Source organism: Taklimakanibacter deserti (assembly GCA_003574785.1).
In genome coordinates this window covers 1-22270 of the sequence record QORU01000009.1, presented here as the reverse complement: position 1 = coordinate 22270, position 22270 = coordinate 1, and the positions used below count along the sequence as shown (strand labels likewise).

General features: G+C 62.7%; 19 protein-coding genes. 1 reads left to right on the top strand and 18 read right to left on the bottom strand.

From position 1 onward, the window contains the following. Positions 1-71: 71 nt before the first annotated feature. The 15 genes from DS839_RS19310 to DS839_RS19240 form a co-directional block, all read right to left on the bottom strand. Positions 72-1253: an ABC transporter permease gene (locus DS839_RS19310; RefSeq protein WP_119272106.1), complete on the bottom strand. Its 1182-nt coding sequence runs from the start codon at positions 1251-1253 to the stop codon at positions 72-74. Next, the gene (locus DS839_RS19305; protein WP_119272105.1) at positions 1250-2248 is read right to left on the bottom strand and encodes an ABC transporter permease; all 999 of its coding nucleotides are present in this window, start codon (positions 2246-2248) and stop codon (positions 1250-1252) included. The genes DS839_RS19310 and DS839_RS19305 overlap by 4 nt, the downstream gene beginning before the upstream one ends. A gap of 2 nt (positions 2249-2250) precedes the next feature. Then, positions 2251-4152 (bottom strand): ABC transporter substrate-binding protein, encoded by a 1902-nt coding sequence (locus DS839_RS19300; RefSeq protein ID WP_119272104.1) that lies wholly within the window; start codon positions 4150-4152, stop codon positions 2251-2253. Next, entirely contained in the window at positions 4149-6035 is a 1887-nt protein-coding gene (locus DS839_RS19295) for an ABC transporter ATP-binding protein (RefSeq protein ID WP_119272103.1), read from the bottom strand. Before DS839_RS19295 ends, DS839_RS19300 begins: the two co-directional genes overlap by 4 nt. Before the next feature lie 84 nt (positions 6036-6119). After that, a complete protein-coding gene (locus DS839_RS19290; RefSeq protein ID WP_119272102.1) occupies positions 6120-7094 on the bottom strand; it encodes a polysaccharide lyase family 20 protein in 975 nt (324 codons plus the stop codon). Continuing rightward, a complete protein-coding gene (locus tag DS839_RS19285; RefSeq protein WP_119272376.1) occupies positions 7094-8422 on the bottom strand; it encodes an adenylate/guanylate cyclase domain-containing protein in 1329 nt (442 codons plus the stop codon). Before DS839_RS19285 ends, DS839_RS19290 begins: the two co-directional genes overlap by 1 nt. Before the next feature lie 115 nt (positions 8423-8537). Further along, positions 8538-9350, bottom strand: coding sequence for an FkbM family methyltransferase (locus tag DS839_RS19280; RefSeq protein ID WP_119272101.1), 813 nt, complete (start codon positions 9348-9350; stop codon positions 8538-8540). Positions 9351-9439: 89 nt separating this feature from the next. Then, the gene (locus DS839_RS19275; RefSeq protein ID WP_119272100.1) at positions 9440-11071 is read right to left on the bottom strand and encodes an acyl-CoA synthetase; all 1632 of its coding nucleotides are present in this window, start codon (positions 11069-11071) and stop codon (positions 9440-9442) included. Positions 11072-11113: 42 nt separating this feature from the next. Further along, complete coding sequence (locus DS839_RS19270; protein ID WP_162918667.1) at positions 11114-11422, bottom strand: hypothetical protein; 309 nt, start codon at positions 11420-11422, stop codon at positions 11114-11116. 170 nt (positions 11423-11592) lie between these two features. Continuing rightward, a complete protein-coding gene (locus DS839_RS19265) occupies positions 11593-11958 on the bottom strand; it encodes a hypothetical protein (RefSeq protein WP_119272098.1) in 366 nt (121 codons plus the stop codon). A 27-nt stretch (positions 11959-11985) separates the two neighbouring features. Next, positions 11986-13134, bottom strand: coding sequence for an OpgC family protein (locus DS839_RS19260; RefSeq protein ID WP_119272097.1), 1149 nt, complete (start codon positions 13132-13134; stop codon positions 11986-11988). A gap of 140 nt (positions 13135-13274) precedes the next feature. Next, complete coding sequence (locus tag DS839_RS19255) at positions 13275-14162, bottom strand: tetratricopeptide repeat protein (protein ID WP_119272096.1); 888 nt, start codon at positions 14160-14162, stop codon at positions 13275-13277. Continuing rightward, entirely contained in the window at positions 14159-14728 is a 570-nt protein-coding gene (locus tag DS839_RS19250) for a beta/alpha barrel domain-containing protein (RefSeq protein ID WP_162918666.1), read from the bottom strand. Before DS839_RS19250 ends, DS839_RS19255 begins: the two co-directional genes overlap by 4 nt. A gap of 93 nt (positions 14729-14821) precedes the next feature. Beyond that, entirely contained in the window at positions 14822-15190 is a 369-nt protein-coding gene (locus tag DS839_RS19245; protein ID WP_119272094.1) for a RidA family protein, read from the bottom strand. A gap of 20 nt (positions 15191-15210) precedes the next feature. Beyond that, positions 15211-16443 (bottom strand): ABC transporter substrate-binding protein, encoded by a 1233-nt coding sequence (locus tag DS839_RS19240; RefSeq protein WP_119272093.1) that lies wholly within the window; start codon positions 16441-16443, stop codon positions 15211-15213. 149 nt (positions 16444-16592) lie between these two features. On the opposite strand from DS839_RS19240, the gene DS839_RS19235 reads away from it, so the two are divergent. Then, a complete protein-coding gene (locus DS839_RS19235) occupies positions 16593-17360 on the top strand; it encodes an SDR family NAD(P)-dependent oxidoreductase (RefSeq protein ID WP_119272092.1) in 768 nt (255 codons plus the stop codon). Positions 17361-17573: 213 nt separating this feature from the next. Here the strand turns inward: DS839_RS19235 and DS839_RS19230 are convergent, their stop codons facing one another. The 3 genes from DS839_RS19230 to DS839_RS19220 are packed head-to-tail and all read right to left on the bottom strand — an operon-like array spanning position 17574 to position 22097. Further along, positions 17574-18680 carry an alanine racemase gene (locus DS839_RS19230; RefSeq protein WP_119272091.1) on the bottom strand — a complete coding sequence of 369 codons (1107 nt, stop codon included), beginning with the start codon at positions 18678-18680 and terminating at the stop codon, positions 17574-17576. A gap of 34 nt (positions 18681-18714) precedes the next feature. Beyond that, the gene (rhaI, locus tag DS839_RS19225; RefSeq protein WP_119272090.1) at positions 18715-20007 is read right to left on the bottom strand and encodes an L-rhamnose catabolism isomerase; all 1293 of its coding nucleotides are present in this window, start codon (positions 20005-20007) and stop codon (positions 18715-18717) included. Between the two features lie 2 nt (positions 20008-20009). After that, positions 20010-22097, bottom strand: a complete 2088-nt coding sequence (locus tag DS839_RS19220; RefSeq protein ID WP_119272089.1) for a bifunctional rhamnulose-1-phosphate aldolase/short-chain dehydrogenase — start codon at positions 22095-22097, stop codon at positions 20010-20012. Positions 22098-22270: the final 173 nt, after the last annotated feature.

The window sequence follows — 22270 nt, the reverse complement described above, 5'->3', positions numbered from 1 at the left end:
CCCGTCGTTGCGGCGGACTGTGCCACAGGCCTCGAACCCGGCCAAACGCGCCATCTCGGGAAGGTTTATGCTCACTTGTACGGATCGGCTGCGTCGCGCAATCCGTCTCCTAGGAAATTGAAGGCCAGGATGACCACGATCACCGGCACCACCGGCAGCATCAACCAGGGATAAAGCGCCACGACATTGATATTGGTGGCCTCCTGCAGCAGCACCCCCCAGCTGGTGATGGGGGGCCTCAAGCCCAGGCCGAGGAAGCTCAATGCGGTTTCGCCTAAGATCATGCCGGGGATGGATATAGTTGCCGAGGCGATCAAATGCGACATGAATCCGGGCACCAGATGTCGCCCTATGATGCGGCCGCCGCGCGCGCCCATGAGTTGTGCCGCAAGGACATAGTCTTCCTCGCGCAACGCCAGCAGCTTCGAGCGCACCGCCCGCGCGAGGCCGGTCCAGTCGAGAAGACCCAGGATGAAGGTGATGCCGAAATAGACCAGCAACGGCGACCAGGTGACCGGCATGATCGCCGCGAGCGCCAGCCACAAGGGGATGCTGGGCAGGGATTGCAGGACTTCGATGATACGCTGCGTCAAGAAATCGATGATGCCGCCGCGATAGCCGGCGATGCCGCCGATGACGATGCCGAGGATGAAGCTAACGGCGACGCCGAGAAGGCCGATGGTGAGGGAGATGCGCGCGCCATAGATGATGCGCGAAAGCATGTCGCGCCCCAGCCGGTCGGTGCCGAGCAGGAACAGCTGTCCGTCCTTCGCCGGGCAGACGAGATGGAGGTCACCCGGGATCAGACCCCAGAACTTGTAGGCATCGCCGCGGCAGAAGAAGCGGAGCCTCTGAACGTCTTTGGTGTTGTCGGTATATTCGCGCTTCAGGTTGTCCATGTTGAGCCGCATGGTGCGGCCATAGACGAAGGGGCCGACGAACTGGCCGTCATGGAACAGCCTGAGCGTCTGCGGCGGCGCATAGATATTGTCCATGTTGCGGGTGGCGAGATTGTAGGGCGCCAGGAACTCGGCGATCACGATCATCGCATAGAGAAGGACAAGGATGACGCCTGAGATGAGGGCGACCCGGTGGCGCTTGAATTTCCACCACATGAGCTTCCATTGCGAAGCCATATGGATGCGCTTCTGCTGTTCGCTCATCACCTCGCTCTGGGCGGGGTCGAAGGGCGCCGTCGAAACATAGTGTTTGAGCGGCTGGCCCGACGGTGGCAGCGGGGTGGCGTCGTTCATTTCGTGCTTCCGCCTTGCAGCCTGATGCGCGGGTCGAGCACCGCAAGCGCCAGGTCCGAGATGAGGACGCCGATCACGGTCAGGAAGGCGAGGAACATCAGGAACGAGCCTGCGAGATACATGTCCTGGCTCTTCAGCGCCCGGATCAGCAACGGGCCGGTGGTTTCGAGCGACAGCACGATCGCGGTGATCTCGGCGCCCGATATGATGGCCGGCAGGATCGAGCCGATGTCGGCGATGAAGAAGTTCAGCGCCATGCGCAGCGGATATTTGACCAGGGCCCGGAACGGATGCAGGCCCTTGGCGCGCGCCGTCACCACATATTGCTTCTGCAGTTCATCGAGCAGATTGGCCCTGAGGCGGCGGATCATGCCGGCGGTTCCGGCGGTGCCGATGATGATCACCGGTATCCACAAGTGGGCGAGGATGGACTTGAGCTTGTTCCAGCTCATCGGCTCGGCCATGTATTGCGGGTCCATCAGGTGGCCGATCGAGGTGCCGAACCACACATTGGCGAGATACATGAAGACCAGCGCCATCATGAAATTGGGGATGGCGATGCCGAGGAGGCCCAGAAAGGTGAGCCCGTAATCGCCCCAGCTATATTGATGGGTCGCCGAATAGATGCCGATCGGAAAGGCGATGAGCCAGGTGAAGACGATGGTGATGAACGAGACCATGATCGTCAGCCATAGCCGGTCGCCCACCACATCCGTGACCGGGAGCTGATATTCGAAGGAATAGCCGAAATCGCCGCTGAGCATGCCGGCGACCCAGTGGAAATAGCGGATGATCGGCGGCTTGTCGAAGCCGTATTCCTTGCGCAGCGCCTCGATCTGCTCGGCATTGACGCTCTCGCCTTGGGCCTGGAGCTCGGCCACGTAGCTTTCGAAATAATCGCCGGGGGGCAATTCGATGATGGTGAAGACGAGCGCCGAAATGATCGCCAGCGTCGGCAGCATCATGAAGATGCGCCAGAGGATGTAGCGCAACATCCTTAGGACCCTCCCTTGTCGAGCCAGAAGGTATCCATGCCGTAGATGCCGAAATAGCCGGTCGGGTCGAAGCTGTAGATGACCTTGTCGGGCACGTTGTGCAGCTTGGTCGAGGCGACGATGGGCTGCAGCGTCGAATTCACGATGCCGATGGTGAAGACCTGCTCGGTATAGAGCTTGAGCATTTGATGCCAGATGAGCGAGCGCATTTCGCTGTCGGACGTCTGGCGCCACTGCCGGTAGAGCTCATCGAGCTCCTTGGCTTCCTTGAGATCGACTTGCGAGCCCTTCTCGCCGCCCGATTCGACGAAGATGCCCCATTGCGACCATTGCATCTGCTCGTGGCTGGTCGGCGCCAGCGCCTTGGGATTCATGTCGGCGGTCGGAATGCCGTTGTCCAGCCCGGACGCCATGGCCATCATCACCTTGCCGCCGATGATGCGGCTGCGGAGCACGTCGGTCTGCGAGGTGCGCGGCAGGAGCTTGATGCCGATCTTGCTCCAGTGGTCGGTGATGAGCTCGAGCACGTCCGTCTCGACCAGGTCCTCGCCCGCCGTCTCGATGATGATCTCGGCGCGTCTGCCGTCGGGCAAGAGCCTGATGCCGTCGCTGTCGCGCTGGGTGAGTCCCATTTCGTCGAGCAGGATATTGGCCGCCGTCGGATCGAAATTGGTGTAGGCCTTGGCATATTCCTCGCGATAGAGCGGGCTTGCCGGCAGCACCGTATCGGCCGAGGGCTTGCCCAGCCCGAAGAACACCGCGAGATTGATCTCGCGCCGGTCGATGGCCAGCGACAGCGCGCGGCGGAAGCGCACATCCTGCAGGATCTTGCGCCATTCGGCGTCCTCATAGTTGAGGTTGGGGAACAGCGCGATGCGCGAGCCTCGGCCACTCTCCCACAATTTGACGCGGATCGGATGCGAGAGCTCCGCCTCCTTGAGGAACGTATAGTCGCCGAAGCTGATGAAATTGCCCTGGAGATCGGCTTCCCCGGCACCGGCCTTGGCCGGAATGAGCGAGGATGAGCTCACATTGAGGACGAAGCGGTCGATATAGGGGAGCTGGCGCCCCTCTTTGTCGACGCGGTGGAAATAGGGATTGCGCTCGAAGACGAACTGCTCGGCCGGCGGCTTGGTGGTGTTGCGCCATGGATCGAGCATCGGCAGGTCGGGATTTTCCGGGCGATATTGCCGCGCCTTGTTGATGTGAAGGCCGGTCCATTTCTTCTCTTTGTTGGCCTTCATCAGTTCCTTGAGCTTGGCCTCGTCCTGGTATTTCTTGTGGAACTGCTTGAGGTAATGCGCCGGCATGACCATGCTCAGCGGCTGCGGTGCCGCGATCTGCGGCAGGAAGTCGGGATTGGGCGCGTCCCAGCTGTAGCGCACCGTCAGATCATCGACGATCTCGAATTTCGGCGGCTTGCCGTTGACCAGGAGATAGGGCGAGATGATCCCCTTGGTCAGATCCTCGTCGAGTTGCACGTCTTCGAGCGCATAGCGGAAATCTTCCGGCGTCAGGGGTGCCCCGTCCGACCATTTGTGGCCGGGCCTGAGATGGAAGGTGAAGATGCGGCCGTCCTGCACCTCGTAGGATTCGAGCACGTCCGGCTGCAGTTGCAGCTTTTCGTCATAGCGCACGAGCCGCGTATAGCCCGAAACCGTCATCAGGCTGATATTGCGCTGGCCGCCGATGAGCATGCGCACCGTCCCGCCATGCTCGCCCGGCGTCTTGCCCGTCGCCGAGAGGTCGACGACGAGCGGATGCTGCGGCAGGCGCTGCTCGACCGGCGGCAGTTCGCCCTTGCTCACCTTTTCCTTGAGCGATTCCGTCTCGATGAAGCCGGCCTCGGCTGTGCTCGTCCAGAGAAGGAAGGCCAGGAAGCCTAGAAGAAGACGCATGCTCATCGTCTGAGCTCCTCGATCTCGGCGCCGCGCTGCGCCAATATCCAGTGCGAGCTGCCGAGGTCGCGATAATCGAGACCGTCGCCCTCGTCGCGGAACACCTTGGCCCAGGCGCTGTCGTCCGACGCGCCGCCGAGCTTGAGTGTCTTGAAATCGAGCGGCCGGCCGAGATCGGGATAGGGCACGGCGGCGAGAAGCGCGCGCGTATAGGGATGCACCGGGTTGCGGAACAGGGTTTCGCGCGGCGCGATCTCGACGATGCGGCCGCGGCACATGACGGCGATGCGGTCGGCCATGTAATCGACGACCGCCAGATTGTGCGAGATGAACAGATAGGTGAGGCCGAGCTCCTTCTGCAGGTCCTTGAGCAGATTGAGGATCTGCGCCTGCACCGAGACGTCGAGCGCCGAGACCGGCTCGTCGCAGATGAGGAGATCGGGCCCGAGCGCCAGCGAGCGGGCGATGCCGATGCGCTGGCGCTGGCCGCCGGAAAAGCTGTGCGGATAGCGCGACAGGAAGCGCGGGTCGAGGCCAACCGCCTGCATCAGCGTCTCGACGATCTCCTTGCGCTCGGCCGGTGTGCCATAGCGGTGGATTTCCAGGGGCTCGCTCAGGATGTTCTGCACCGTCATGCGCGGGCTCAGCGAGCTGAACGGATCCTGGAACACCATCTGGATGCGCCTTCTCAGCCTTTGCAGCGCCTCGCCTTCGGTCTTGAGAACATCGATCTGGCCGTCGGCGCAGTCGAAGGTGATGCTGCCTTCATCGGGGGTGAGGGCCCGCATGATGATCTTGCTGACGGTGGTCTTGCCGCAGCCCGATTCGCCGACCAGGCCGAAGCATTCGCCATGCTTGATGTCGAAGCTCACATTGTCGACGGCGCGGATTTCCTTGACATCGCTCTTGCCGAACCAGCCGGACTGGCGGGTCGAGAAGGATTTGCTGAGATTGCGCACATTGAGGAGGATGCCGCCCGACTTGCGCTGGCGCTTGCCGTTGGCGCCGAGCAGCGCGCCGGCCTTGACCGGCACTTCGCGCAACGCCTTCAGCCGCTCGCCGGGCTTCATGTCGAAATGCGGCACCGCTTTGAGCAGCGCCTTGAGATAGGGATGCGCCGGGTGGTTGAAGATGTCGGAGACGCTGCCCGCTTCCATGATCTCGCCGCGATAGATGACGACGACCTCATCGGCGATATTGGCGACGATGCCGAGATCATGGGTGATGATTAGCACCGCCATGTTGAGCTTCTGCTGCAACTCCTTGAGGAGCTGCAGGATCTGCGCCTGGATGGTGACGTCGAGCGCCGTCGTCGGCTCATCGGCGATGAGCAGCGCCGGCCGGCAGATCAGCGCCATCGCGATCATGGCGCGCTGGCGCAGGCCTCCCGACAATTCGAACGGATACATGCCATAGGCGCGCTTCGGATCGGGGAAGCCGACCAGCTTCAGCATTTCCTCGGTGCGCTCGCGGACTTCCTTCTCCGAGGCCTGGAAGTGGATGCGATACGCCTCGCCCACCTGGTCGCCGATCGTATGCAAGGGCGACAGCGACGTCATCGGCTCCTGAAAGATCATCGAGATGCGGCCGCCGCGGATGTGGCGGTACTTGTCGCCGTCGACATCGAGGCTGGCGAGGTCGGTGGTCTTGTTCTTGACCGGATCGGCGAACAGGATCTTGCCGTGCTTGATTCGGCCGGGTTTCGGCAGGATGCCCATGATCGCCTGGGCGATGACCGATTTGCCGGAGCCTGATTCGCCGACAAGCGCCGTCACTTTCCCGGGCAGAACCCGGAAACTCGCCCCTTTGACCGCATCGAAATCCCAGGCATGCAGCGCGAAGGCGATACCCAGATCCTCAATGCGGAGAATGTCACCCACCGCCGTCATTGCGGTCCGGACTTACACCTAGCGGACATTGCCACCAAAAACCTTCCCCAAACTTGGGGACGGAGCCTAGCCGCTTTTCGGTCCTTAGGGAAAGGGGCAAATCTCGGACTTGATAACATCCGCACAACGGGGGCTGCGGCGGAAGTCGTCATAATAGAGCGCCCAGACGCCGGGGCCGCCGGCCCGGTACGGCCCGAACTTGAAATATTGCTTCTCGCCCAAGCCCTTGTCGTTGTGGCCGATGCGCCCCTTGACGGTGACGACCCATTTGCCATTGGCAAAAAGTTCAATATGGCCGGTGCCCTCGGGGCCGGGCTTCGAATAGATGGCAAAATCGATCCAGCCGCTGTCCGGCGTCGGCAAGGGGTTGCCGCGGTCGATCACCGTGATCTTGTCGGTGCAGGCGGTGAATTCATCGCCATTCTGCGGCCCGAAATGCTTGTCGAAGGCGACGAGCGCCCGGGTCTGGTTGGTGTCGGGCCTGAGCCAGACCGCCGTTTCACCCTTGCCGCATAGAGCCCGCTTGCCCTTCGTGACTTCCTTGCCCGGCACCAGATTGGTTTCGACCGTGACGAAGAGCCGGCCCTCATTGTAGCGGAAGGCCAGGAACGGGCTGAAGTCGCCGTCCGCGCCGGCACCGATCTCGCGCTTCCATTGCGCGATCAAATAGCGGTGATCGTCCTGCGGCAGCGGTTCTTCGAATTTGACCGCGAAGCCGAACCACATGCCTTTCTCATAGGGCGCCCTGAGCTTGGGGCGCTCCCAGACCTCGGCTCGTTCGCTGCACAAGGGCTCGCTCGCCGGGCACAGCGGCTTTACCGACAACCGCAAGGCGCCCTTGCCGCTCTTCACCACCTTGTCCTGGAACTCGACGGTTCCGGCACTCTGCTCGTAATTCTTCTTGTAATAGAGGCCGCCCTCGGGGGCGAACTCCTTGCCGTCGAAGCCGTCGGTGAGCTTGTTCTCATAAGGGAGCGTCTCGCTGGCGGAAGCCGCCGGGATGCCTGCCGCGAGAAGCCCGGCCAGGAGACAGCAGCGGACGGCGGTTCTCAGCACCATCAGCTCGCCTTGCGCCGGTTCATGAGATATTTGTCGCGATGCAGCAGGATGAGTTGTTCGGCATCGGTGAGCTCGCGCGCCTTGCTGGCCGGCACATATTCGGTGACCGTGCCCTTGCCGCCCTCGATCGGCGAATGGATCTTCATGTCGTAGTCGGTGCCGCGCAAGGTCTCCGTCCCCAGCATTTTCCAGTTTCCGCCGCTATAAAGGGCAAATTCGTCGCTGGCAATGATCGGCGTCTTATATTTCTTCGACAGGTTCTCGAGGCGCTGGACCTCGTTCACGGCTTGGCCGAAGGCCGAGAAGGTGAGCCGGTCCCTCAGGCCCACATTGCCGAACATGACATTGCCGACATGGAGGCCGATGCCATAGCCGACCTCGGGCAGGCTGTCGGCCCGCCGCTGGTCGTTGAGCTGTGTCATGCGCGCCACCGCACTATGGGCAGCGGCGAGCGCCTGACGGCAGGCGATCTCGGAAGGACCGCGATGCCGGGCGCATGGGATGACGGCGAGGAATCCGTCGCCGAGGAAGCTCAGTATTTCCGCACCACCTTCGCTGAACGGCGTCGCGATCGCGTCGAAGAACTGGTTGAGCGTGTCGATGAACACCTGGCGTCCGGCCTGCTCGGCGATCGCGGTCGAGCCTCTCATATCGGTCATGATGAGGGCGGCGCGGATGGTCTCGCCGTCGCCGCGCTGCACCTGTCCCGACAGCACCCGCTTGCCAGCACCCGTGCCGAGATAGGTGGTGAGCATGTTGCCGGCGAGCTGGCTGAGCACCGCGACGCGTGTCGCGACCGCAAGCCGGCTCTGGATCCTGAGCAATGCCGCGATGTCGCTCTCATTGAAGCCGCCCGGCCGGTCGGTCGACCACGAGCCCAGTATGCCTTGCGTCCACTCCTCGTCGAAGCCCGAGACGAAAGCGAGATAGTCGGTGATGCCTTCCTTCTTGAGATCCTCGAAGATGGGAAATTCCGGCTGCGTGTCGACATCGATGCGCCGGCGCAGATTCTCGATGCCCTGGCTCAGCAAGTGGAAATAGGGCGACTTGAGGAAGAGGTCGTTCTTCTCTTCGCCGGGCTCGACATGGCGATAGCCCTCGACCTTGAGGCCTTCGCCGGGCCGCCAGGTGAAGCCCATGGCGCGATAGAGCGGATGCAGCATCGAGAGCGAGATATGGATGCGCTTCAGTGGAATGCCGGTCGCCGCCAGTCTCTCGCAACAGCCGCGCACCACCGTCTCGAGATCGGTGTTCCTGAGCGATGCTTGTTTCAGCCAGTCCGACACTTTGTCGATGAGGATCTCGGAAGTGTCGTATGCGGCCGTCATGCAGGGCTCCATGTGGAGCGCCTCCCGCCAGGGTTGCCGGAGGGGAAAAAGCGCTCTCGATGTAACTATAGGGCCTTCTTGGTCTTTCGGATCGGCGCGATCCGGAAGGGAAGGCTCACCGGGCAGCTAATGTGTGGTGCTCGCGGCCGGATTGCAACGGGGGTTTCCGGTTAAGGAAAAGGACGTCGGCTCCCTTGGGGCAGGACCTGAAGGCGACGCCCCGGGCCAGATAGGTGGTGAGCCCCGGGAAGATCCCGACAGTGGCCGCCCGCTCGAGCCCTCGGTAGAGCCGCGCCAGGCGCAAGGTGGCGAGGAGCGTCTTGCCGCGACGTAAGATCGAAAAACCGCCCAGGCTTTTCTCATAGAGGGCAGGATGAAGGGCGAGCTGGACGCCTTTGACCGCGTCCGTATCGAGCACCTTGAGCTCCTCGGCGATCTTATATTCGTAGCCCTCGATGTCGATCTTGACGAAGACCGGACCGGGCCCGGCCTTGCTCAAAAGCTCGGCCATCGAGCAGCCTTCGACCGTGACCGTCGGACAGCCCTCGCCGATGGCGAGCGCGCTTGTTTCAGAGCTGCCAAAACCCTCGACCGCATTGAGGGTGAGGCAGGTCTTGGGCGAGAGCGCGCATTCGCTCAAGCTCACATTGGGGTAGAGCGGCAGCAGGGCCTTCAGGATACCGCGGCATTTGGGATCGGGCTCGACCACGATGACGCGTTTCGCCCGCTTGGCCGCCCAGAACGGCGTGACGCCGATCCAACCGCCGATATCGATATAGGTGACATCGGGGCCGAGCTGGTCGCTCAGTGCACGGAAGGTCCTGGGTTCCCAGACACCGCTTTCGAGCTTGCCGTAGAACTTCCGGTATTCCGGCAGGTCGGCGAGCGTGACCGTCTCGCCGTGATAGGTGATGTCGAAGACCTTCATAGGGCGCTATGTGCGCCAATTGTGCCCATTCTTCAATGTACATGACGTAAAGGTGAGGAGCGTCCGGCGCATGGAGCATCCATGGAATTCTAAACGTCTTTGGCCATCTCCCGCAGCTTGAATTTCTGGATCTTGCCGGTCGATGTTTTCGGCAATTCGGCGAAGACCACATGCTTCGGCACCTTGAAGCGAGCGAGGCCCTGGCGGCACCATTCCACCATCTCCTCCGCCGTCGCCTTAGCGCCAGGCTTGAGCTCGATGAAGGCGCAAGGAGTCTCGCCCCATTTCTCATCCGCCTTGGCGACGACGGCGGCCGCCTGCACCTTGGGGTTCTTGTAGAGCACCTCCTCGACCTCGATCGATGAGATGTTCTCGCCGCCCGAGATGATGATGTCCTTGGAGCGGTCCTTGAGCTGGATATAGCCGTCCTGATGCAGCACCGCGAGGTCGCCCGAATGGAACCAGCCGCCCTTGAACGCCTCTTCGCTCGCCTCCCGGTTCTTGAGATAGCCCTTCATCACGATATTGCCGCGGAACATCACCTCGCCCAGCGTCTCGCCGTCGGCCGGCACGCGCTCCATCGTTTCGGGATTCATCACGGTGAGCGTCTCCAGCGGGATGTAGTTGACGCCCTGGCGCGCCTTCTTGGCGGCGCGCGCCGCAGGCTCGAGCGCGTCCCATGCCAGATGCCAGTCATTCACCACCGCCGGGCCATAGGTCTCGGTCAGGCCATAGACATGGGTGACGTTGAAGCCCGCTTCCGCCATGCGCTTGAGCACGATCTCGGGCGGCGGGGCCGCCGCGGTGGTGAACTCGACCACCCACGGAAGCTTCGTCTTCTCTTCATCCGGCGCGTTGAGGATGGTCGCCATAACGATGGGCGCACCGCACAGATGCGTGACCTTATGCTCGGCGAGCGCCTGCCAGATCGCCTTAGCCCTGACCGCCCGCAAGGTGACATGCGTGCCGCCCATGACCGAGAGCGACCAGGGATAGCCCCAGCCGTTGCAGTGGAACATCGGCAGCGTCCACAGATAGACCGGATGCTTGCCCATCTCCTGGGTGAGCACATTGCCGATCGCGATCAGATAGGCGCCGCGGTGATGGCACACCACGCCTTTCGGATTGCCGGTGGTACCCGATGTGTAATTGAGCGAGATCGCGTCCCATTCGTCCTCAGGCATGTGCCAGGGGAAATCGGGATCGCCCTCGGCGATGAAGCTCTCATAGTCGATCGCGCCGAGGCGGTCGCCGCCCTGAACGAACTCCTTGTCGACATAATCGACGACGATCGGCTTCGGGCCCTTCAGCAGCGCCAGCGCATCCCTCACCAGGCCGGAGAATTCCGTGTCGACCAGGATGAGCTTCGTCTCGGCATGGATCAGCGAGAAGGCGATGACCTGGGCATCGAGCCTGGTATTGAGCGTGTTGAGGACACAGCCCGCCATCGCCACGCCGTAATGGGCTTCGAGCATCGGGGGCGTATTGGCGAGGACCGCCGACACGGTCTCGCCGCGCTTGATACCCGCCTTGGCCAGCGCCGAGGCGAGCCTGCGGCAGCGCGCATAGAATTCGGCATAAGTGACGCGCTGGCGGCCATGGATGATGGCGATGTGTTGGGGATAGACGGCGCCGGCGCGGGCGAGGAAGGACAAGGGCGTCAGCGGCTGATAATTGGCCGGGGTCTTCGGCAGATCGCGATCGAAAATGGACGTGCTCATGGCGCACGTCTTATTATATCCGCTGTCGCGACGGAAGGCGTCCTAGAACCCTGTCTCCGGTTTACGGAACTCGCGCTCCCAGTTTTCACCGCTGGCGGCGAGGCAGGATATGCCTTTGGGCGAGGTGACGAGGATCGTCCAGCTCCGCGCCTCGGAGACGAAGACCTCGAGCAGCATGCCGTCGGGCGTGAGGCCGTTGGCTTCGGGTGCCTCCTTGAAGCGCTGGGTGAGCTCATTGACGATGTCGTCATGCGCGGCGCAAGCGAACTGCGCCGCGGCGACCGTCGGGAAAAGCAGGAGAAGAGCGGCAGCTAGTCCGCTCAACCTTAGCCGTCTGAAATAGCGAGCCATGTGAGCCACTCTGTTGTGAGCGCCTCCTGCCCCGCAAAAAGTCTGGAATGGGCGAAACCAGGCGCCCGGTTGGGAAGGTCTCGATCGGGCCCTTTTCGGCTCGGTCGGGGGATTTCATCGTTCCCGCATATAATGTGGTGAGGGCATGTTTCCCCGACAAGGTCTAGGGATTAGCCGGCCGGCCAAGCTTCAAATAATTTTTGGGCACAAAAAACCCAAGCGAAGCCAAGCATCGTCACGAAGGTTGGATACCCAAACCATAGAGCTGTCCGCGAATGCATTGGGCTGCTTGCAAGATGACTGCCCCAGGCAATAGCCGCGCGCGGCTTCCGGGTCCAATCCCACCCCGATCGGGCATAATCCCTCAGATCGAGCACAAAAAAGATGAGAAGCTTGAAAAAGGTGAAGCCAAAAAACAATAGCCCTATCACCAACAGGATCGTCTCGGCCTTTTCGCCGGCTTTAGGGTCGAAGACCTGAGCCAGGCCAGCCCCGACCAGGAACAGAAGCAATAGCCACCCCAACAGCCTGTTCATCTTGCTGCCGCATCGCGTTGCAACCCATTATGTGGCAGCCGTCTGCGGTACCTGCAAGGGCTTGGGCGGCGCGGGCTTGCGGCCGTCGAGGAAGACCGCCAGAAGCCCCATCACGGCGAGGCCCGTGGCGACGATGAGCGTGTCATGGGCGAAGCTGCCGCCCCATTCGTGGTGGATGACGGCGCCGGTCATCGACAGCAGCGAGCCGACGCAGAACACCGGCAGCGAATGCCGCCCCATGGCGGTGAGGAAGCTCGTTTTCGGGATCTGGTGCATGAGGCGCCCGAGCGGCGACATCATCACCACATAGCCGAGCGCCAGCACATGCAGGAGGCGCGGCCAGGCGACAAAACCCTTGTCGAAGCTCCAGATCGTCGCCGGCAGATAGTTGCCGATGCCGGAGAAATTGATCAGCCAGTCGAACGGCACCCACCAGTAGGCGAGCACGACATAGAGGGCGGCGAGGCCATAGAGCCAAGGCGAGAACGGCATGGGCTTCGCCTCGCGCTGGCGCTGGCCGAGGATGAAGCCGATGACGAACAGCAACTGCCAGGCGAACGGATTGAAGAACCAGCCGCCGGGCATCGGATAGTTCGGCAGGTCGAACGCGAAGATGCCGGTGAGGAGCCACAGAGTGACCGATACGGCGAGGAGCAGCGAAAGGCTCAGGCGCCCCAGCACCATCATGATAGGCAGCATCAGGAGCAGCGCCATGTACATCGGCAGGATGTTGAAATAGCCGAGCTGGTGGCCGAGACTGACGAGGCCGATGAAGCCCTTCACCGGATCGTCCATCAGCGGCTTGATGTCCATATAGACGATCGTGTCGTCGAGATAGCCCGGGTTCATGAAATAGAGCGCGGCGAAGCAGAACAGCGCGATGCCGATGACCGACGTCACCACATGGCTGACATAGAGCACGCCGGCGCGCCGCCAGGCCTTGGCCGTCGCGTCCCAGAATTCGCCGCGCTCGAAACGCGAGAAATAGGCATAGGCCGAGGCGAAGCCGGCAAGCAGGACAAAGATCTCGGCGGCATCGGAGAAGCCGAAATTCTTCGGCGTCAGCTTTTCGTAGAAATTGCCCGGGACATGATTGATGAAGATGATGGCGAGCGCCAGCCCGCGCAGGAAGTCCACGCGATGATCACGGCGAGAGGGCGTCTGGGCTGCGGTCATGGTGCGTGCTTGGGCGAACGGGGTGGCGAGATCAAGGCATCGTTTGCGGCATTAAGTAGCAAGATTACAGAAGGTTAACGCTTCCCGACGATGGATGTTCCGGATGGATGACCATCGTGTCCTGCATGCCGCGCCAGGCTTCAGCTATTGGGCTTGAAGCTCTGGGCGCGCGTCCGGCCTTCCTCTTGCGTCGCCGGCGGCAAACGGGCGATGAAATCGTCGAGCCAGGCATCGCTGCGCCCGCCCTGGCGCGCGAGAAAGTGCCATTTTACCGCTTCGACCGGATCGACGCCGAAGATGCGACCCGTCGCATAGAGCCGCGCCACGCGGTTCTGCGCCACCGGATTGCCGCGCTTGGCCGAAACGAGGAGCCACTCGGCGCCGACCTTCTCGTCCTTCTTCACGCCGTCGCCGCGAAACACCATGATGCCGTAATCGAGCGCCGCGTCGCGATGGCCTTTCATCGCCGCCTTGGCGAACCATTCGCCGGCCTTGATCTTGCTCTGCTCGACGCCTTTGCCTTCGGCATAGAGGACACCGAGATTGTATTGCGAATCGGCATAGTCCTGGGCCGCCGCCTTGCCGAACCAGTCTGCAGCCTCGGGCCAGTCGGGGGGCGTCTCGCCGGCGGCGAGCAGGCCCAGCCGATGCTCGGCCTCGGGCTTGCCGTGGCCGGCGGCCTTGGTGAGCCAATAGCGTCCGCGATCCGCATCGGCCTCGCCGAGCGCGCCGTCGAGATAGATCTCGGCCAGCGAATACTGGGCGCCGACGTCGTTCTTCTCGCCGGCTCGCGCATACCAGTCGACGGCCTTGTTGAGATCGGCGTCGACGCCGAGGCCTTTCTGGTAGAAGAGGCCGAGCATCGCCATGGCCCGCGCATCGCCCTTTTTGGCCGCCGCTTCGGCGATTTCGCGGGCCCCCTTATAGTCCTTGTCCTCATAAAGAAGAACGGCCTCCTCATAGGAGGCCTGCGCCAGGGCTGGAGCGGCGAGGAGAAGGATGAAGAGCAAAGCGAGGATGCGTTTCATGGGGCTTGTCCCGAAATCGCCCGCATCAGCTCGGTGACGATCCGCCGGGCTTCCTCGGGCGATGTCCAGATCGAATCCGGCGGGCGGATGAAATCCGGCTGTTGCGTCAATAATTGGGCGATGCCGTCAGGCCCCACCGGATCGGCGGCGATGCACGGCACCTCGAACAGGCTCGTCCACCATTGGATGATCGGCTCCTCATGCGGCTTCATCCGGGCCTGGTGGAAAGCGACATAGTCGGCGCCGGCCTCGGCGAGGTCCATGGCCACATGGCGCGAGATGCCGACGAGCGCGCCGATGATCTTGTCGGCGCCGAGCAGCTTGCGGGCATGATCGTAATCGGCGCGCGTGCCGACCTCGATGCCGTCGCAGGCGCGCGCATGTTTCTCATCGGCGCTGAGCAGCGCCACACTGTGCTTGGCGGCGGAGGGCAGCAGCGCTGGCACGAGGTCGCCCGGCGCCAGCGCGCTCGCGACATCGCCCGCCGCACAGATCGCGGTGAAGCAGCGGACCGCATGCTCAGCCGTCGTCTCCGGCACAACGAGGTGAAGGCGGGGCGGCGCCATGGCTGATCGGACCTCCATGCTCCTGTTCAACGGAGACGACGTTAGCGCATCCCTCGGAAAACTACATGGCCGGGCTCTGCCCCGGCCATCCATTTATTTCTTGGGCGAATAGGCGATCGCCTCGATCTCGACCTTGATGGGGATCATGAGACGGCTTTCGGCGGTCGAGCGTGCCGGCGGCTCCTTGGGAAAATAGGACGCATAGACCTGGTTGAAGGCGCCGAAATCGCGCGCATCCTCGAGCCAGACCGTGGTTTTGACGACCTCCTCCATCGTGGCGCCGGCCAGCGCCAGCGCCGCTTTGACATTGTCGAGCACCTGGCGGGTCTGCTCCTTGACGCCGCCCTGAACGATATTGCCTTGCGCATCGACCGGGACCTGGCCCGAGACATAGACCAGATCGCCGGCCCTGACCGCGGGCGACAGTGGCACATGCGATGCGCCGAAAACCTGTTTCTTCATGGTTGCCTTTCTCCGTTGCGCTATTTGAGCAGGATGCGGTTGATCTCTTCGGCGACCGCCTTCAGGATCTGATCGGCATCGCCGCCGAGATAGACCTTCTGCAGCGCTTCGATGGTCCGCTGCGCCACGATCTCCCAGCCGGCAATCAGCGGCGTGAAGCGCGCCAGAGGCAGGAGCTCGACGAAGATCTTGAGCTCGGCGTCGTTCGCATAATGCTCGAGCCCGGTCTCTTCCTTGGTGACCGGCAGGAAGCCTTCATCTTGCGTGAAGCGGGCGCGCAAGGGCGCGGTGAAGAGATAATCGAGGAATTTCCAGGCCTCTTCCTTGCTCTTGGAATTCTTGAACATGACGGCGAGGTCGGTCTCGCCATAGGTGCCGCGCGCGCCCGTGGGTCCGGCCGGTATGGTGGCGACGCCGTAATTGAAGCCGCGCCCGGCTTCCTTGATCTCTTTCGCCAGGAGCGGGGCGGCGATCACCATGCCGAGCTTGCCTTCCTTGAACAGGTTCTCGACACCCTCGCGCGGGAAAGCGGTGACGGCGGGCTGAGTGGCGCCCTTGTCGATCAGCTCCTTATAGAATTTCGCCGCCGCGATGGCCCCGTCGCTGGCGAGGCCCGACCGACCATTCTCGTCGATGACCTCCACCCCTTGTCCCCACATCACATAATAATAGGAGATGTCCGCCTCGACACCCTTGCCGGGCAGGCCGTAGCCATAGATCCCGCCCCCCAGGGCCGAAACCTTCTCCGCCGCGGCTTTGAGCTCGTCCCATGTCTTGGGCGGTTCGGCGATGCCGGCCTTCCCGAACAGGTCCTTGTTGTAATAGAGCGCGCTCACCGACGCGGTGAAGGGCAGGCCCTGGATCTTGCCGTCCATCATCCCGGCCTGGATGAAGCTGTCGATGAAGCGGCCCTTGAGCTCGTCGCCGATGAAGCCGTCGAGCGGTTCGATCGCCTGCAGCTTCACGAAATCGACGAGCCAGCGCTGGCCGATGATCGCGAGATCGGGGTTGGTCCCCTCGCCGAGGCCCGTGGTGAGCCTGCGCCGCAAATCTTCCCGCGGCACCATCTCGATCTGGATGTCGGTATCGGGATTGGCGGCCTCGAAATCGCGTTCCACCTCGGCGAAGAAGGGACCCGTCCTGGCGCTATATTGCGGGACGATGATCCTGACGCTGCCGGCCAAAGCGGCACCGGTGAGGACGACGAGGCAGAGCCCGGCCGCACAGGCGGTTCGCCAGAACCGGCATTTCATATTTCCTCCCGGTCAGAATATTGCTTTGCTAGATGCCCATGTCGGGCGGAAGGAACTTTCTCCCGATCCGGTCTCGTTAAATACTGGTAATAACGAGAGAAAACAAGCAGAACTGGCTGTATCGGGTAACGCAACACGGACGAGGCGTCATGACGGGATTGAAGGGCAAGCGGGTTGTCATCACCGGGGCCGGCGGCGGCATAGGGGCCTCCCTGGTGAAGGCCTTTGCCGATCAAGGCGCCGTCGTCATCGGCTGCGACAAGGCGGCCAATACGGATGAGCCGATCGCCCCCGATCATCTGGAGGTTTTTGACCTCCTGGCGCCCCGTTCGATCGGAAAGGCGGCGGAAAACATCTTGGGGCAATTCGGCGCGCCCGACTGCCTCATCAACAATGCCGGCTGGACCCGCGCCGAGCTCATGCAGGATGTGACGCCGGAGGTGATCGAGCGTGAATTGCAGCTGAATCTTTCAGGCGTCATGCAGTTCACCCAGGCGCTTCTGCCGGCGATGGTCGAGCGCAAGCGCGGCAGCATCGTCTTCGTGAGCTCGGTTAATGCCGTGCTGCATTTCGGCAATCCGGTCTATGCCGCGGCCAAGGCCGGCATCGAGGCCTATTCGCGCGCCATCGCCGTCGAATGTGGCGAGCACGGCATAAGGTCGAATGTCGTCTCGCCGGGCTCGACCCGCACCCATGCCTGGGATCATCGCCTCGAGGCCGAGCCGCATCTCTTGCCGCGCGTCACCAGGCTCTATGCGCTGAAGCGGATGGTGACGCCCGAAGAAGTGGCGAATGCCGTCGTCTTCCTCGCCTCGCCTCTGTCGAGCGGCATAACCGGCGCGACCTTGCCCGTCGATGCCGGCGCCACCGCGGGCTTCATCCCTTTCATCGACACAGTGCTGAAGGGTGTGTCGTGAGGCGAGCGAGCCGTCCGCAATTTTCCCCCTCGCCCGTTGCGAAGCAATGGGAGAGGGTGCCCGAAGGGCGGGTGAGGGCTCTTTGTTTCAGCGAGGAATAATCGTCGAGATCAGACTGCATTTCGCGAAAGAGCCCTCATCCGGCCTTCGGCCACCTTCTCCCACGCGTACCGCGCGGGAGAAGGGAAATGATGGAGAGGAAGCGAGGGTATTCTACTGAACCAACCCGCGGGCGTCGACCTTGACCGCGCCCAGCACGTCATTGCCTCTGACGAAGATGACACGATCGTAGAGGTTAGTGACGGGGCAGACATGGTTGGGCGTGATCCGCACCAGCTCGCCCACTTCGGGCTTCCGGGCGAGGCCGGAAATATCGAGAAAGCCGTGCTCCTCGCTCATATTGTAGATCGGCGCCTTGGCGAGCGCGGTGACCACGCCATAGCCCTGGAGGCCGAGGAGATCGCTGGTGAGCGCCTTGCTGCCGGCATCGATGAGGGCGCGCTCGTCGGTCGGCCGGCTCACCACGGTCGCCAGCACCTTGAGCGCGCAATCCTCATAGGCGCAGGTGCCGCGCTCGGCGTGCGAGCGGTCGAAATAGATGTAAGTGCCGGCGCGATATTCGGTGGCGACGCCAAGCCCGTCGTCGCTCCACATATCGGGCGTGCCGCCGGTCGAGACGACCTTGGTCTCGAGGCCGGCTTTCTTCGCGAGATCGCGCGCTTCGCTCAAGAAAGCCTCCGTCGCCTGGCGCGTGCCCGCTGCCGGATAGGTCATGAGCCCGCCATAGACGACGCCCGGGGTCCGGTCGATCACGCTGGCGAGGCGGGCGGCCTCCTCAGGTGTCTGCACGCCATTGCGCTGGCTCCCGGTATCGCATTCGACCAGCACGGCGATATCGCGCGAGGCCGCCACACCGGCGGATCCGAGACCCTTCACCACCGCTTCGTTGTCGGCGACGACGGAGATATCCGTGCGCCTGGCGAGATCGGCGAGGCGCTTCAACTTGGACGCGCCGACGACATTGAAGGTGAGCAGCAGATCGCGGATGCCGGCATCGGCCATGACTTCGGCCTCGCCGAGCTTTTGCACGGTGATGCCTTTGGCGCCGAGCGCCAGCTGGTATTTGGCGAGCGCCACCAGCTTGTGGGTCTTGATATGCGGCCGATTGGCGATGCCGATCTTGTCGCAGTGCTCCTGCCAGCGCTTGAGATTGCGCTCCGCCACATCGATGTCGATGACGGGAACCGGCGTTTCCAGATCCTCGATCCGTTTGGGCGCCGGCTCGAAGCGGAAATAGCTGGTGATGTCTCTGCTGCTCATTAATGTGCCCTCAACCGAATTGCCCGGGCTTTTATCACACGATACCGGCCTGAGCTATTCCCGCGGCCGGGCGCTCCTCAGCCTTATGCGCGCGATAGCCTGACGCGCGGTAGGTCCGGATAGGGCTTGTCGCACCGCCCTTGCGCCGCCGGGCCTCGGCGAGGATCGGCGAGACGTCGGTGGTGAAAGCCTGCTTGACGAGGAGATGGCCGAGAAGCACGTCGCTTTCCTCTTGCGCAGCGGTCAGTGCCGCCCGGTCGATGAGCGAGGCCTGGACATAGGCTCTCAGGATTTCGGTCGCCGACTGCATCAGGCTTTCGATCGGATCGGTGACATTGTGCGACTGGTCGATCATATAGGCCGGGTTGAAGCCGGGCGCCTGGCGCAACTCGGCGTCGACCAGCTCATTGAACACCAGGAACAGGCGGAAGGGATCGACCGAGCCCGAATCGAGATCGTCATCGCCATATTTCGAGTCGTTGAAATGGAAGCCGGCGAGCTTCTGCGCCCGGATGAGACGGGCGACGATCTGCTCGATATTGGTGTTGGGCGCGTGATGACCGAGATCGACCAGGCATTTCGCTTTCGGACCGAGCTCGCTCGCCGCCATGAAGCTCGAGCCCCAGTCGGAGATCACGGTCGCATAGAAGGCGGGCTCATAGAGCTTGTGCTCGAGGAAGACCGACCAGTCCTTGGGCAAAGCGTCATAGATCGTCTTGAGCGAGGCCATATAACGGTCGAAGGCGGCATCGAGGTTCGACTGGCCGGGGAAATTGGACCCGTCGGCGATCCACACCGTGAGCGCGGTCGAGCCGAGCTTGCGGCCGATCTCGATGCATTCGAGATTGTGCTCGACCGCCTGCTCGCGCGTCGCCCGGTCGGCATGGGTCAGCGAGCCGAATTTATAGGAGAGCGTCTGGCCCCTGGCGTCCTGGAAGGTGTTGGAGTTCACCGCATCGAAGGAGAGCTCATGCGAGGCCGCCTGCTGGCGAAGCGCGCTATAGTCCGAGACCCTGTCCCAGGGGATATGCGGCGAGACCGTGGGCGTCGTTCGGGTGAGCCCGTGGATGACGCCGCAATCATCGATCTTGTCGAAGATGTTGCGGGGCTCCCCCGGCCCTGGAAAACGCGCGAAACGCGTGCCGCCGGTGCCCACACCCCAGGTCGGCACCGCGACCGCATAATCCATCGCGCGCCGCGTCATCTTCTCGATGTCGATTTGGCGCCGCTCGAGCTGGCGGCCGAGCGCCGCATAGTCCTCGGCCAGCGCCTTCTCGTCCTTGCGGTTCGCGTCGGCGATGAAATCCCGGGAAATGGCAAAGGTCATGGCTATCTCGTAAAACTCGTCGCATTGCCGGCATCGACATTGAGGAAATTGCCGGTCGACTTGGCCGAAAGGTCGGAGGCGAAGAAGAAGGCGGCTTCGGCGATATCCTCAGGATAGACCGAGCGCTGCAGCAAAGAGCGCTTGCGGTAGAATTCCTCGAGCTCCTCTTCCTTGATCTTGTTGGACTGGGCCCGCTGCTGGCGCCATTCGCCCTGCCAGATCTTGGAGCCGCGCAGCACCGCGTCGGGATTGACGACATTGACCCTGATGCCGAGCGGCGCGCCTTCGAGCGCCATGCAGCGCGCCAGATGCACTTCCGCGGCCTTGGCGGTGCAATAGGCCGAGGCGCCCGCCGAGGCGGCAATGGCGTTCTTCGAGCCGATGAACACCATCGACCCGCCAAGACCCTGCTTCTTCATGAGGCGATAGCCCTCGCGCGCCACCAGGAAGTAACCGGTGCCGAGGATCGCCATGTTCTTGTTCCACAGATCGAGCGTCGTGTCCTCGACGGGTGCCGCCGAGGAGATGCCGGCATTGTTGACGACGATATCGACGCCGCCGAAGCGCAAGACCGCCTCGCCCATCGCGGCGATCACCGCCTCTTCCTGCGTGACGTCGAGCGTAGCACCATGCACCTGGTCCTTGCCGAAGCGCGCGGCGAAGGCATCTACCGTCGCCTTGAGCGCCGATTTGTCGATATCGGCGAGGACGACGCAGGCGCCGTCGGCGGCGAGCCGGTGCGCGATCGCCTGGCCGATGCCGCCGGCGCCGCCGGTCACGAAGGCGATGCGGCCGGCGAGGCTTTTCGGCTTCGGCATGCGCTGCAATTTCGCCTCTTCGAGCAGCCAGTATTCGATGTTGAAGGCCTCCTGCTCCGGCAGGCCGACATACTGCGACACGCCGGAGGCGCCCCGCATGACATTGATGGCATTGACGTAGAATTCCGATGCGATGCGCGCCGTCGCCTTGTCCTTGGCGAAGGACAGCATGCCGACGCCCGGTACCAGATAGATGACCGCATTGGCATCGCGCATCTTGGGCGAGTTGGGATGCTTCGAGCGCTCGTAATAGGCGGCGTAATCCTGACGATAGGCCGCGAGCGTGCCGTCGAGCCCGGCGATGACCTCATCGAGATTGTCCGTCTTGGGGTCGAAGGGCAGCACCAAAGGCCTGATCTTGGTGCGCAGGAAATGATCGGGGCAAGACGTGCCGAGCGGCGCCAATGCGTCGAGTGCCACGCTGTTGACGAAGTCGAGCACTTCCGGCGCATCGGTGAAATGGCCGATCTTGCGCTCGTCGCTCGAGATGCGGCCGCGGATTTCCGGCATCAGGCGTTTCGCCGCCTCGGCACGCGCCGGCGCATCGAGGCTTTCGAACCGGGCGCCCTGGAAGGCGGGCTTCCGGCGGTGCTCCTCCAGCCAAAGCGCCGCCTTGTTGATGATGCGCAAGGTCGTCTGGTAGGACTCCTTGGCCGTCTTGCCCCAGGTGAAGAGGCCATGGGCGCCGAGCACGACGCCGACGAAATGCGGGTTCGTCTCGGCCATCTCGCCGAGCTTGAGGCCGAGATCGAAGCCCGGCCGCTGCCAGGGCAGATAGCCCATCTCGTTGCCGAAGATTTCCTGTGTGAGCCTTTCCGAATCCTTTGCCGCGGCGATGGCGATCACCGCATCGGCATGCATGTGATCGACATGGATCGCGGGCACGAAGCCGTGCAAGGGCGTGTCGATCGAAGCCGCGCGCGGGTTGAGATTGAAGGTGCAATGCGGCAGGTAGTCGACCATCTCGTCCTCATGGGCGATGCCGCGATAGAGGCCCTTCAGCGCCTCGAGCTTGTCGAGATAAAGGGTCGAGAAGCCGTCGAGCTTCATCGAGCCGAGGTCGCCGCCCGATCCTTTCACCCACAGCACCGTCTCTTCCTTGCGGGTCAAGGGATCGGTCATCTTCACCTTGGCCGAGGTATTGCCGCCGCCGAAATTGGTGATGCGCAGATCACTGCCGAGCAGGTTCGAGCGATAGAGCAGCAGTCCCGGCTCGCTGAGCGAGGCTGCAACCTTGTCGTCCCACAGATCGGGAATGGCGGTAGTCGTCATGGATCACTGACCTTTCATCATTGATACCCTCGCCCGGCTCTCTCCATCTTCCCCCTTCTCCCGCGCGGCACGCGTGGGAGAAGATTCAATGGGGCGGACGACGAGGGTAAGATGCCCATCGTTGTCCACACATCTGATGGAGCGTGACCCCCATGCAAAGTGATATGAGCAAA